Origin of the sequence: Treponema ruminis, assembly GCF_014201975.1 — a bacterium.
Taxonomy (GTDB): Bacteria; Spirochaetota; Spirochaetia; order Treponematales; family Treponemataceae; genus Treponema_D; species Treponema_D ruminis.
On record NZ_JACHFQ010000006.1, the window covers coordinates 74,256 to 86,847 of the forward strand.

Below are 12,592 nucleotides of genomic sequence, written 5' to 3' on the forward strand. Positions count from 1 at the left end.
ATCGGAAAAGATATCACTCCACAACAATTTTGATTATCTGTTCTACAGGTTCAACAATCTCGTTGCATAAAATACTGCATTTTATTTCAAAAGTTCCGACAGCTGTTGGATAAAAATATGCACCTCTGTAAAACTGAAAATCTTTGTGTCTTATTTCTGCAAATTCAAAATAAATTTCTTGTGATGAAATATTGACATCCACGGGATCTAATAAATTTGCAAACTCAACATTTGATTCTAGCTCAGTAACGCTCAAAAAGGAAACTTTTTCATCAGAAGCTTTACAGCCTTCTGGAGCAAACATAGTTCTTTGTCTTTCTTCGATATCTTTATCTGACAAGCCAATCATTCCATATGTCACATACTCTTCAATATCCGCATTTGACACAACTATCAAACCTTTTGGAATTTTCATTTTACAACGCACGCCAGTTGCCCTTAAAGTACCTTTATTAACAATTCTGAATAATAATGAGAAACCATTTTGGAAAAATGTCCTTAATAGCAAAACATCTGCTTTACTAAAACTTTTCTCACGATTAAAGGAATCAGAATAAGTTATTTTTTCTGCCACGTCATCCATATATACAGGCTTTACCAAATAATGAACAACACCGTCTTTTATATCAGGTTCATTTCCAATCGGGTTTCCGTCTTCATCTTCGTTTTCTGGGTCTCTATGACAACTCAAAATTAGATTCGGTTTTCTATCATTTTCAAGTCTCAAATCAGCATTTAAGGCTTCAAGCGTATGAATTCGTTCAGTAAGCTGCAGAATCCTTGCATGACTTTCTTCAATGCTAAATTCTGTTGTTCTAATCCAACCAGGTCTATTTTTCCGCTGCAGAGCTTTGTATATTGATTGAGAAAGCAAGGAAGCTAATTCATCTGGATTCTTAAAAAATTTTACATAGCGTGATGTTTTTACTTTTTCTTTAAAAGCATCTAATTTTGCAATTTTATCAGGTGTCTCATTTGTGAGATTCGATTTTTCCGCTTCATCCGAAAGAATAAAAGCAAGAATCGGGATATTTTTACTCAAGGCATAGTTAAATTCTTTTTCCGTATAACTTATTCCAGCATCAACATTACCTTCTGGTATTATCGAGCCATAACGCCTGCCAATAATAAGCACATAATAGTCAGAAGTATCAATCGTTTGACTAATTATAGTCCACTGGTCTTCATCTGCCGCTGAAAACAATTCCATTCCAATGGGAAACTGTTCCATTGAAAGAATTGTCTGTATTGATTTAGCCCTTTCTTCTTTTAAATCTTCATAGGTGGAAGAAATGAAGAATTGATATTTCTTTTCCATGATTTAAATACACTGTATCATACAATACCCATTTTGTTAATAAATCGCTTTCGCCGCCTGGCAGGAAAATCTTTTACGAAGTTTCAGCGGACATCTGGAGTTTTTACCGGGCGCAGGTAATGCACTTGAGTTTTACAGGTGTTTTCATAAACTTTCCATAAAAGACAATAGTTCTTTTTTAAACTCTTCCGTTGCTTTAGGATGTCTAAGAACTGCCTCAAACCTGTTTTTATCAGCCTTATAATATTCCAGTTCCTTTTTTATGATGTTCATTCTGTTTACAACATAGCCAGGGGCAATATAAAGCGTTTCTCTTTTATTATTTGCATAATCTTTCTTACGAACAAGAACTGTTAGCCTGTTATGACCGCGATTGTAATCCTCTTCCTCAACATTCTCCTTAAAAACAATCGAACATGGATTTGTACAGTAACTGAGGTACCTCGGTTGCTTGGTCGGATATGTTTTTACTCCGTTCAGAGAAAAGAAAATAAAAATATTATCAGCTTCTGGAAAAATTAAATCATTTTCATTGTTGTATATAAAACAGTTAGCCGCTCCTATTTTTTCTTTTCCCTTCACCACACCATTTTTCTTATTCTCAACATAAAGAAAGCCATCATAATCTCTTAAATTTGAAGCCCTATCAATTATTGTCTCAAGGCTTGAAAGAATCTCAAGCCTTTGCAAAATGTAATCTTTTCGCTCTGAATTTTGCAAATCTTCATCAGTAACTTTTCCATTTTTCACATCATCATAAAAATTAGCTTGTGTTTTTCCGTTACGATTATACTGTGTAAGTTTCGTAAGATTTGAATGATGCAAACCTGTAAGATGATAAAAATTCTCTTTGAAAAAGCTTATCAGAATTTCTTTTTCAAGATTGCAGGCCGTAGGTGCAGAAAATTTCTTTTCTGCAAAAGATTCAATACAGCCCCCATTTTTTATAATTATCTCATATTCAATATTAAGTAAGCTATTATAGGCGGAGAAAGCAGCACTAAGTTTGTCTGAATTTTTTATTACTTTTATCTTATTTGTCATAAAAACAAAAAGCCCTTGCGACTGGCAAGAGCTTCCTCAAGAAATAGTTTTTTCTTTCAACATAGAACTACCAGACCTAATTCTGATATGCACCATGCCTTAGATAGTCTTTTGGATATAACTATAAACCCTTAGACTAAGCCACATTGCCCAGGAAACCCACGACTATCAGATTTCTTTCGGCTTTTTCGGCTTCATAGGTAAGACCTGCTACCTACATTAATTAATATAAGACAAAATCCTATAGCTGTCAAGTTTTTATATTTTGGTTGAAGTAACGTAAGGACAACGCCCTATGCGTTATTCCTGATTTTTAATCGGGTTCTCGTTGTTACTTTCTCAAAATTAAATTAATCCTTAGCCTTTGGAGATACTCTTATTTTTCTTCTTTTTTTTGCAGTTCCTGGTACGACAAGCTCAAAATCCGCTTTCCATCGACAAGCGTAACTTCAAAATTTATACGCTTATTCGATCTGTTCACATCCGAAATAAATCCTTCCATCCCCTTAAACAAGCCGTCAACAATCACAATCCTGTCGTTTACATCAAACCGGACATTCAGGATAGGAATAACGCTTCCGTATCTCAGGAACGAGGTCACAAGCTCGGTATCCCTTGCGGACAAAGGTTTTATGTCTTTATCATTGGGAAGAAAACCTATAAAGCCCTCTTCATCTTTTATATTCTGGATTCTTGAAAGGTTGTCCGTCTCCCAGAAAATATAACCGGGAATCAACGGATCAATATACTCTTTGCCGCTTTTAAGCGCATCTGCTTTTCAATACAATGAAGCTTGCCGTTGTGCTCGTCTGGGGCGGAATCAAAGAGAGGTTGTATTTTTTCTATAAATTTATTCTCAAAACCGGTTTTTACCCAAATACAGTAATAATTGCTCATAGTCTCAAAAAATCCTATGCCGGATTCGGGCGAACAAAGCTGGATGAGTGCTATCTTGATTATTATGACCTGAAATATGACGAAATAATCGGGATAGCGAGAAAGGAAAATCCGCCGCCGGTTTCCACCGTAGTAAAACGCGGCAAAAAGAAAAAAGGAAAGGTTCTCTCCCTGATTGAACGGCTTTCAAGCCTGAAAGACTCGATGCTTCTCTTCGCAAGGAATTTCGCAGTTCCTTTTACGAACAATTCTGCCGAGCAGAACATCCGCAACCTGAAGTCAAAATCAAAAGTCGCAGGCAATTTCCGCTCGGATGACGGAGCCAGATGGTATCTTAAAATCCACTCTTACATTGATTCTGCAAGAAAGCACGGTGTCAATGCGTTTGAAGCAGTAAAGCTAGCCTTCTCAGGGACTCCGGCTCTTTGCTTTGGATTTTAGGTGCTGAATAGTTACATAAATACTAATATAATTTTTACAAGGAGTAGTCTTTAAAATTTGGAAAGTTTTGACAATCTGCTGATTTTTCCATTGTGTAAGAATTTCCGTATAAGGACTTCGAATTTTCATTTGTTATTGCCGTATTCATCACACATTTTTCAAGTCTCTCTTTATTAGAATTGATAAAAAAATATCCACTCTGCATAAGAACTCTAGCAAGGCTGTCCTTAAAAAATTAAGGCGGCTGATACAGCCGCCCGTTATATCCTTCACTTTAAAGGCGGAAGTGCGCCTAGGATTATATCCTTCATTTTAAAGGTAGAAGTGCACCTAGAATTATATCTTCCACTTTAAGGGCAGGAACGCTCCCAATTACTTATAATATATGGCATAAACAGCCTGAAGTCAAGTGTTAATCCCCTACCTTCTTCGCAACTTCGTAAGTCAGGCCGATAAGCCTGGTGCCGTTCATAAGCTCTACTTCAAAGTTCACACGCTTGTTGCGGCGGTTCACGGCTTTTACAAGGGCTTCCCGTCCTTTGAACAAGCCGTCGAGTATCTGGATTTTGTCATTCACGTCAAAGGTTACGTGGACAATCGGCATTACGCTGCCATATTTCAGTAATGACTGTATGAGTTCAATATCTTTGTCATTAAGCTGCTGGGGCTCGCTGCTCTGTGGAAGAAGCCTTACAAAACCCTTTCCTTTCTGCAAAATGGAAACTCCGTCCAAGGAATCAGTTTCCCAAAAAACATAGCTCTGAAAAAGTGTGTCTATGTATTCCATGCCGTTTTTGAGCCGCATCTGCTTGCCCAGGCAATAGAGCTTTCCTGTACATGGAGTTTCCGGAGAATCCAAAAGAGGCTGGATTTCCTTTACATAATCCCATTCACAGCCTGTCTTTATATAGAGACAATAAAATTCTTTTTTGATGATTGATTTTCCGTCACGACAAACCGCCCCTACTCTTCCATCAAATCCAGCAGGCTCACTCCGCCCTGTTCCGTCAGCCGGGCAATGTCCTTTTCTTCACACTGCTCGCCAACCACACAGAAAGCGTCTTCTTCTATCGGCTCATCCACCGTCTTTTCAAGAAAAGTGACGTTATAAGTCTGGCAGGCATAAATTAACAGGAATTTGATGTAGCTCTTGCCGTAAAGAACCAGCGTGTTTTTACCTTCTTTATTTGCATCAGAAACGACTTTACAGAGGGTTTCGTTGTACTTGTTTGCAATTTCGAATGTGCGCTTTGCGAATTTCTGGCTGCGGGCAGAAAGTTCCGCGATTCCGGCCGGGGTGATTGCATACGAGAGCTTACGAAGGTTCACATTTGTAAGCATAATCCATCCGCGTTCTACAAAGCGCTTAAGGATTGCATTCATGAGGCCGATTGAGATTCCGGCATTTTCCGCAAGTACCCGCTGGCTTGCCATTGGTTCTTCTTTGAGGGTATCTGCAATGTTTTGTAAGGTTGCTACATCACTTTTCATAATATTCAATTATTGAATATAATATAAAATGTAAGGCATGTCAAAAAAGGAGCAATGTGCAGCAGTAAGCGGGCGGGAGAAACGCATGTCAAAGGCTTTCCAGCCAGTCCCATGCCTGAGTCAGTGAGGCGACCTCAACGTAGGCGGGCTTTTGCTGATGACAAATTACTGTTCCGGCTTCGAGCTTTCGGTTCAGGAAGATTACGTTTAGTCCGAATTTCAGTGCAGGCTCAATGTCGTGAACAGGGCTGTCGCCTATGTACCAGGAAGTTTCCTTTTTGGCGCCCGCTTTTTCCAAGGCAATCTCAAAGATGCGCAAGTCCGGCTTGCTTACTCCGACTTCGCCGGAAATTATGACCGGGTCAAAATATTGATTCAGGTTTTCCTTGTCTAGTTTCCACCGCTGGTTTGATGTGTCGCCGTTTGAAATAAGTCCCATGGGGATTTTGCGGCTTTTCAGGTTTTCCAAAATGGGGCGGGCATCAGGGAAGAGGCTGACTCCGTTTTCATAATTTGACCAGTAAAGCTGGAATCGTTCTTCCACGCCCTTGTCATCAAGTTCTGTGCCGTTCAACTCAAACATTTTCTTTACACGGATGTGCCGCTGCTCGTCAAAAGTGTGAAGCCCTGCCGAATATTCGTCAAAAATCTTTTGCGCAACAACTTTCCAGGTCGAGCGGAATTCCTGATAATCCATCTTCATCTGATTCCTGTAGGTGTCATACACGGCCTTGATTCCCATGTCCTCGCCGCCCTCAAAATTCATCAGCGTCCTGTCCAAATCAAAAAACACATTCATTTTTAAATCTCCTGCCATATACTAGCACAAAGTCATGAAAAACTCCTGCATTTCATCTGCAAAACCTGCATCTTGTCTGAAATTCATTTCCAGAGCTGATTTTATCTTTTATACTGAAGTCAGGATTTGCTTATGGAAAAGAAAATAATGCTCAAATTTGTGGTCGCCTCGTATCTTGTTTTCTGGGCGATGGTTATGGGAATCTGCGGAAGTGCAAGCATGGTCTTTCACTGTCCGCCGCTCGTGATGCGCATCCTTTCAAATGTGTGCGCGTGGGCTCCGACAATCGTACTTCTTGTAGGCTTCAGATATTTTGTACCGGGGAAAAGCATAAGGGAATTTTACAGGAATGCCTTTGCCGGGAAGGTCACATTTCCTTCCATCCTGACCGCAGCCCTGCTCACTTTGGGCGCAACCCTTGTGACCGTGGCTCTTTTGTCAGCCGTGCAGGGAAGGCCTTTCGCCTCTTACTGGAATCTCGGGTCTTATCCTTTCTGGGCTTCCTTCCTCTTTTCCGTAACGACCGGCCCGACCGGTGAAGAATCCGGCTGGCGCGGATATGTACGTCCTTACCTCAATTCCCGCCACGGATTTTTTGCGGCATCCGTCATTCAGGGGCTGATCTGGGCTTTCTGGCACACAATCCTCTGGTTCGTCGATTCAGATTTTATGGGCTTACAGATGATTCACTACGTTCTTTCCAACGTGATTGTCATGACCGGACTCTGCTTCATCATGAACTTCTTTATGGAAAAGCACGACAACCTTCTTTACGGAATTGTCATTCACTTCTGCTTTAACTTCCTCTACTGTTTTTTGGAGGTTGACATTTTCTTCTATATAATATTGTCCGCAGTTTACCTTGCAGTCATCGCGGGAATATGTCTGGCAAGGCGCAGGAGAAGCTAAAGCAGCCCTTCAATCCATTTTGCAACGCCGTCTTCCTGATTTGAAAGGCAGGTTTCGTCGGCCGCGGCCTTTACTTCGGCGATGGCGTTCTGCATGGCAATTCCCTTTCCGCAGAGCTTAAGCATGCCGATGTCGTTAAAGTCGTCTCCGAATGCGGCGATTTTTTGAGCCGGAAGATTCAGGTGAGCGCACAGAGCCTTGATTGCATTTTCCTTTGTTGCCTTGTGGCTGCTGAGCTTGTACCAGGGAATATCTGAAAATGGAAGCATGTCAACTTTTTCAATTCCGATGCTTGAAGCGATTTTTGTGACGGCTTCCTTATCGAGCGTCTTGATGCAAAGCTTCATGGCAGGCTCCCTGAAATCAGAAAAATCATTGAATGTCCAGAATTTGTCACCGAGCTCTTCTTTTGAATTTGAATAGAGTCCCTTTTCGTTATCGATTGAAATTACGGCATCTTTTCCAAGCAGGTCGAATGCGGCTTTTATGAGAGCCTGGGTTTCAGCCGGTGAAAATTCGCAGTTGTAGATTTTTTTTCCCTTGTAAAACGCCATTCCGCCGCCGTTTGTAATCATGACATCGGGTGCAATTCCTTCAAGGAATTTTTCTGCGTTTACAAGGGCCCGGGAAGTTGAAATCCCGAAAAGGATTCCCTTTTTCTGTGCTTTTGCAATTGTCTCTTTGGTGAAGTCAGAAATTGATTTGTCGTCGTGGAATAAAGTTCCGTCTAAATCTGAAAGGATTAAAGATATGTTTTCCATAAACAAATATGACTTATTTTAAATTTTTTTTCAACAGTTTTTCAAATTTATCTGTTATCATAGGTAGCATAATTTTTCTGGAGGTAAAATGATGCCCACACTGAAAAAAGCTTTTGTTGCTACGATTCCTGTTCTTGCGGGCTACATTTTTCTTGGAATTGCCTTCGGCCTTCTGATGAATTCGCATGGATTCGGTCTTCCCCTGGTTCTTGCCATGAGCATTTTTATTTACGCCGGTTCCATGCAGTTTGTCGCCGTTGATTTAATCAGCGGAGTGCCCACATCTCTTCTAACCGTGGCTCTTACGACCGTCATGGTGAATGCGAGACATATTTTCTACGGAATTTCCATGCTTGAGCGATATAAAGGTGCCGGAAAGAAAAAGCCCTATCTGATTTTTGCCCTTACTGATGAGACCTACTCTCTTGTCTGTAACGGTGTCCGGGACGATTCAGGCCGCGAGCATGACTATTATTTTTTTGTCTCCCTTTTGAATCATTGCTGGTGGGTTACAGGAAGCGCAATCGGTTCGGTTTTGGGCGAACTTCTTCCATTTAAAATCGTCGGAATTGATTTTGCCCTCACTGCCCTCTTTGTTACGGTTTTCTGTGACCAGTGGCTTCATTCTGACTCCCATTTTGCGGCAGTTTCCGGCGTGCTTGTTTCTGTTTTATGCCTTTTTGTTTTTGGCGCAGACCGCTTTTTGATTCCAACGATGATTCTGATTCTTGCACTTCTTTCAATTGCAAGATTAGTCAAAGGAAAAAATTCCATCCTGGCAAAAGATTCAACTCATGAGGTTTCAAATGACTGACACAATTATTTCAATCATCGTGATGGCGACTGTCACTGCCCTGCTCCGTTTTCTCCCCTTCATGATTTTCCGCGGCAGCAAAAAGACTCCCGATTTCATTTCATACCTCGGAAAAGCCCTGCCCTTTGCCATAATTGGAATGCTTGTAGTTTTCTGCCTGAAATCCGTAGACTTTAAGGGGGGCGTTCACGGACTCCCGGAAATCATTTCAATTCTTCTAATCGTCCTAATTCACTGGTGGAAAAAAAACACAATCCTGAGCATCCTCACCGGAACAATCAGCTACGTGGTGATTGTGAATTTTATTGTGTAACAACACCAAAGTCCGCAGACTTGGCAGTCAGCGTGACGCGGTGTTGGCTGGCGGGAACGTCCGTAAAATATCTCTTCAAACTTTGCATGTCCTCTGCTATAATTCTTATGAGAGGTGACAAAATGTATATCAAAGATGGTGTCTGCTACGCAGGCGAACTTGTTCCTAACATTGAAGTTTCGTCTATAAAGCTTCTTGATAGCGGTATGATGCTTGTTGATTTTTCAACGGGTGAAACCAGATTGTTTGATGTTACGTCGTTGCTTGATAAAGGTAGCGCTTTTGCACCTCTTGCAGATGAAAAAAATCAGCGCACGGCAAAAGTAACTCATGGTTTTGTTTCATGGCTTGATGGAGATATTGATATTGCGCCAGAAACTTTGTATGCAGAAAGTTATAAGTATTCAAAAGAAGTTTACGCATAGGAGAGAATAATGCCAGAGCTAAGCCGTTTCGAAGGAATGGTAATTTATTTATTGTTCCGTGATAACAAAGAACATAACAAGCCTCATGTACATGTATATTATGGAGAATATAAAGCTGCTATCGGAATTGACGGAGAATTGTTGGCAGGAAAATTGCCAGCACGTCAGTTAAAAATGGTTACAGGATGGCTGGCACTTCATGAAGAAGAAGCTTACGCTGCCTGGAATCTTGCGGTAAGTGGCGAGCATTTTGAAAAAATAAGTCCATTAAGATAAATATCCCCCTTCCCTACACAATCACGCCCCCGTGGAAGTGCAACTCGTAAATCTTCTTGTCCAGATAGAAAATGTCTTCGTAGCCCTGGAACCATTCAAAGTCGCCGCTGGTCTGGCAATGGTAGGTGTAGTCTCCCTGGCGGAAAATGTCCGGGCCACGAAAGGGTTTGTCTGCCGGGACTTCGTAGAGGGCTGCCTTCAAAAAATCGCCGGAAAAAGGTTCGGCTGTAACGCGGCCGTAATAGTTCATTGACCACAGTGGCACGCCGTCGCGCCACAAGGCTTCTTCGCCGGAAAAATTCTTTCCGCCTAGATAGGTGTCGATGTAAAGGAGCACACCGGCTTCCGTTTTTTCTTCGTAACGCAAGTCGTGCGATGCCGGGCGGCATGGGGCTGTTTCTGCTCCGTGGCCTGCGTAAGTCTTTTGTTTTGCCTTTTGCAAAAATGTGATTAATTCTGCACGGTCGCTTTTATCGGCTGCTTCCGTCAAAGGAATGTTGCAGTCGTCGTCATTTTTTACGATGCGGTCAATCGGAATATGATAAAGATTGCTCAGTGCGATCAGCCCGTCCAGTTCCGGCACGGCAAGTCCGTTTTCCCACTTACTTACAGTCTGACGGGCAAGCTTGAGTTTTTCCGCAAGTTCTTCCTGAGAATATCCGTTCTGTTTTCTGAGCAGTGCAAGTTTTTCACCTAAAATCATATTGTCCTCACTGACTATAATCTAACACAGACGAAGATTTATTCACACCGCTTTTTGACGGCAAAAATGTCACGACGGAGTGACAAAATTCTTCATTTATGGGTTATACTTAATCTCAAGTGACTATGAAAAACAAAAACGTGATTATTGCCCAGCAGAAAGATTTTATCAGCAAAATGAAAGCCGCTGCACAAAACTTTATCGCTTCAACAGATAAATCAGAAATTGAAACGATTCTTCTTTCCGGCAGCGTTGCCCGCGGGGATTATTTTCCACGACAGGATGAAAAGGGCGGCTATGTCGGCATGATAGATTTGATTGTCATGAAGAAAAAAGGAAGTTCTGCAACTGCGGAAAAGATTTTTGGTCCGAATCAGGAGCCGGCAATTCCATATCACTGCATTAAGTCTGGCGATTTGTGGTTTGCAATCTGGTTTACGGATTTTATTTCTGCAGATGATTTTGTGCATTTTGAAGAAGCAAGAAAATTTTCCATCCTCGAAGCCGAAATTCTTTATGACAAAACCAAAATGTATGAGGCTGAACTCAAAAAGATTAATCAAATAAAGACTGAAGAATGCGAGAAAAAGCTTTCGGACAACATCGGTTATATTCACTATTTGCTTTCTGACTACAAAAAAGACCGATGGGAAAGGCGGGCTGCCCTGCTCCAGCTGAATGAAAACCTTAATACGGCAATCAGAATCGGAGTCTGCGCTCTTTATTACAAGAATAATTCTTATGCCCCGGCAGAAGACCGTCAGCTCTACTATTCTTTGACGCTTGAAAATCTACCTGAGAATTACGAATCGGTCATAACCGAGCTGAAAAATCAGAATGTTACCAGTCTGGAAGACTATAAAAGGCGGGAAGATTTGTTCAGAAGCACTTTGCTTGACTTTATAATGACTGCATTTCATCGCTAAAATCTGCATCTTGTCTGAAAGTTCTTGCATTCCTTCCTCATTTTGGCTAGGATAAAAACGTAAAAACTTTATATACATCTTTCGAGAGATTCAGCCGGTCTTGTCAGGACTGATTGGGTCTTACTTTCCGAAGTCAGAGGTTGCCGGTGATGTGGCGCATAATTTTCTGGCTTCACAACTTTTTTCCTCTAAACCTCCACGGTAGTGGGCGCACAGGATGTGCGAAATTGCAGTTTATGCCGAAGTCGGAAACTGCTAAGAAAAAAATTACAAGGATGTAATTTTTTTCTTAATCCTCTCTTTAAGCCTGCGTGAGTTCGTGCGGAATCCAATGCCTGCGGAACTTTCGGAATCGGGCACATGGAAGATGTATGAAAATCACGGAAAACAATTTTACGGTTACGACAATCTATTTTGACGGTCAGTTCTGGTGTGCTTTAATCGAACAGTGCCGAAACGGAAAAAACTTTGCCGGTCGTTTTGTCTTTGGAGCAGAGCCTTCAAATCCTGAAATCTTAAACTGGATGATTTATCACTTTGCAAAAGTTCCTCTCTTGCCGGTGGAAGGACGAACAAAAATCCGCTTCAAGAAACTTGCAAAGGCAGAAAAAAACTCCAGCGGAATTCCAAAGTCCCTGAAGGCATTTTCAGAAGCACAAAAAGAATACGCCGAAGAACGCAAAAAGCAAAACCGTAAGCAGAAAAAGCTTGAAGAAAAGGAAAAATATCTTTCAAAACAAAAGAAGAAAAAAGAACGCCGTTAACACGGAACATCAGGAGCTAATTATGAACTTGGTATTATACATTCACGGAAAAGGCGGAAGCGCGTCTGAAAGCAGTCACTACGAAAAACTCTTCCCGGACTGCAAGGTAATCGGACTGGATTACAAGACTTTTACGCCATGGGAAACTGGAAAAGAAATCCATGAGGCTGTCGCAAGCTTAAAATCGGAATATGAAAATATAATTCTGATTGCAAACAGCATAGGGGCATTTTTCAGCATGAACGCAAATCTTGAAGGCCTGATTCAAAAAGCCTGTTTCATTTCACCTGTCGTGAATATGGAAAAGCTGATTTGTGACATGATGGGCTGGGCAAAGGTAACGGAAGCCGAACTCGAAGAAAAGAAAATCATTCCGACTGATTTCGGCGAAGACCTGTCCTGGGATTACCTCTGCTATGTAAGGAATCATCCTGTAAGCTGGAAAGTTCCGACCGAGATTCTTTACGGCGCAAAGGACAACATCACTTCGCTTGAAACGATGACCGACTTTGCCAGAAAGACTGGAGCAAAACTCACCGTCATGGAAGAAGGCGAGCACTGGTTCCACACCCCGGAGCAGATGAAGTTTTTGGATGAGTGGATAAAATCCGTCTTTTAACTGAAAACGCGCAAGGGATTGTAGCCCCGAAGTTGCCAGCTTGCTGGCAATGAGCGTGAGCGAAGGGCGAAAAGCCCGGCCGGCTGCCGAAA

17 protein-coding genes are annotated in these 12,592 nt (G+C 41.6%); 9 read left to right on the forward strand and 8 right to left on the reverse strand.

Annotation, left to right across the window (positions count from 1 at the left end):
- Positions 1–13: 13 nt before the first annotated feature.
- From HNP76_RS09880 to nusG, 3 genes are all read right to left on the reverse strand, one after another.
- Positions 14–1,318, reverse strand: coding sequence for a DUF4062 domain-containing protein (locus HNP76_RS09880; RefSeq protein WP_184660027.1), 1,305 nt, complete (start codon positions 1,316–1,318; stop codon positions 14–16).
- Positions 1,319–1,462: 144 nt separating this feature from the next.
- Positions 1,463–2,362: a PBECR4 domain-containing protein gene (locus HNP76_RS09885; protein ID WP_184660029.1), complete on the reverse strand. Its 900-nt coding sequence runs from the start codon at positions 2,360–2,362 to the stop codon at positions 1,463–1,465.
- A gap of 376 nt (positions 2,363–2,738) precedes the next feature.
- Entirely contained in the window at positions 2,739–3,098 is a 360-nt protein-coding gene (gene nusG / locus HNP76_RS09890) for a transcription termination/antitermination protein NusG (protein ID WP_184660031.1), read from the reverse strand.
- Positions 3,099–3,148: 50 nt separating this feature from the next.
- Here nusG and HNP76_RS09895 point away from each other — a divergent pair, with 50 nt between their 5' ends.
- Entirely contained in the window at positions 3,149–3,700 is a 552-nt protein-coding gene (locus HNP76_RS09895; protein ID WP_184660033.1) for an IS66 family transposase, read from the forward strand.
- A gap of 412 nt (positions 3,701–4,112) precedes the next feature.
- Here HNP76_RS09895 and HNP76_RS09900 read toward each other — a convergent pair whose 3' ends face one another.
- From HNP76_RS09900 to HNP76_RS09910, 3 genes are all read right to left on the reverse strand, one after another.
- A complete protein-coding gene (locus HNP76_RS09900) occupies positions 4,113–4,559 on the reverse strand; it encodes a hypothetical protein (protein ID WP_184660035.1) in 447 nt (148 codons plus the stop codon).
- A gap of 104 nt (positions 4,560–4,663) precedes the next feature.
- Positions 4,664–5,191, reverse strand: a complete 528-nt coding sequence (locus tag HNP76_RS09905) for a winged helix-turn-helix transcriptional regulator (RefSeq protein WP_184660037.1) — start codon at positions 5,189–5,191, stop codon at positions 4,664–4,666.
- An 88-nt stretch (positions 5,192–5,279) separates the two neighbouring features.
- Positions 5,280–5,990 (reverse strand): HAD family hydrolase, encoded by a 711-nt coding sequence (locus HNP76_RS09910; RefSeq protein ID WP_184660039.1) that lies wholly within the window; start codon positions 5,988–5,990, stop codon positions 5,280–5,282.
- A gap of 132 nt (positions 5,991–6,122) precedes the next feature.
- Between HNP76_RS09910 and HNP76_RS09915 the strand changes: the two genes are divergently transcribed.
- Complete coding sequence (locus tag HNP76_RS09915) at positions 6,123–6,899, forward strand: CPBP family intramembrane glutamic endopeptidase (RefSeq protein ID WP_184660042.1); 777 nt, start codon at positions 6,123–6,125, stop codon at positions 6,897–6,899.
- Here HNP76_RS09915 and HNP76_RS09920 read toward each other — a convergent pair.
- A complete protein-coding gene (locus HNP76_RS09920; protein ID WP_184660044.1) occupies positions 6,896–7,660 on the reverse strand; it encodes an HAD family hydrolase in 765 nt (254 codons plus the stop codon). The two genes, HNP76_RS09915 and HNP76_RS09920, sit on opposite strands and share 4 nt — an antisense overlap.
- An 88-nt stretch (positions 7,661–7,748) precedes the next feature.
- Here HNP76_RS09920 and HNP76_RS09925 point away from each other — a divergent pair, with 88 nt between their 5' ends.
- From HNP76_RS09925 to HNP76_RS09940, 4 genes are all read left to right on the forward strand, one after another.
- Positions 7,749–8,474, forward strand: coding sequence for an AzlC family ABC transporter permease (locus HNP76_RS09925; protein WP_184660046.1), 726 nt, complete (start codon positions 7,749–7,751; stop codon positions 8,472–8,474).
- Positions 8,467–8,787 (forward strand): branched-chain amino acid transport AzlD family protein, encoded by a 321-nt coding sequence (locus tag HNP76_RS09930; protein WP_246462737.1) that lies wholly within the window; start codon positions 8,467–8,469, stop codon positions 8,785–8,787. The genes HNP76_RS09925 and HNP76_RS09930 overlap by 8 nt, the downstream gene beginning before the upstream one ends.
- Positions 8,788–8,894: 107 nt before the next feature.
- Complete coding sequence (locus HNP76_RS09935) at positions 8,895–9,212, forward strand: DUF2442 domain-containing protein (RefSeq protein WP_246462735.1); 318 nt, start codon at positions 8,895–8,897, stop codon at positions 9,210–9,212.
- A 9-nt stretch (positions 9,213–9,221) separates the two neighbouring features.
- Entirely contained in the window at positions 9,222–9,488 is a 267-nt protein-coding gene (locus HNP76_RS09940; RefSeq protein ID WP_184660050.1) for a DUF4160 domain-containing protein, read from the forward strand.
- Between the two features lie 13 nt (positions 9,489–9,501).
- Here HNP76_RS09940 and HNP76_RS09945 read toward each other — a convergent pair whose 3' ends face one another.
- Positions 9,502–10,191 (reverse strand): DUF5680 domain-containing protein, encoded by a 690-nt coding sequence (locus HNP76_RS09945; protein WP_184660052.1) that lies wholly within the window; start codon positions 10,189–10,191, stop codon positions 9,502–9,504.
- A gap of 125 nt (positions 10,192–10,316) precedes the next feature.
- Between HNP76_RS09945 and HNP76_RS09950 the strand changes: the two genes are divergently transcribed.
- From HNP76_RS09950 to HNP76_RS09960, 3 genes are all read left to right on the forward strand, one after another.
- Positions 10,317–11,117, forward strand: coding sequence for a hypothetical protein (locus HNP76_RS09950; protein WP_184660054.1), 801 nt, complete (start codon positions 10,317–10,319; stop codon positions 11,115–11,117).
- Between the two features lie 371 nt (positions 11,118–11,488).
- Positions 11,489–11,881, forward strand: coding sequence for a DUF2992 family protein (locus HNP76_RS09955; protein ID WP_184660056.1), 393 nt, complete (start codon positions 11,489–11,491; stop codon positions 11,879–11,881).
- A gap of 19 nt (positions 11,882–11,900) precedes the next feature.
- A complete protein-coding gene (locus tag HNP76_RS09960) occupies positions 11,901–12,500 on the forward strand; it encodes an alpha/beta hydrolase (RefSeq protein WP_206173297.1) in 600 nt (199 codons plus the stop codon).
- The last annotated feature ends 92 nt before the right edge of the window (positions 12,501–12,592 follow it).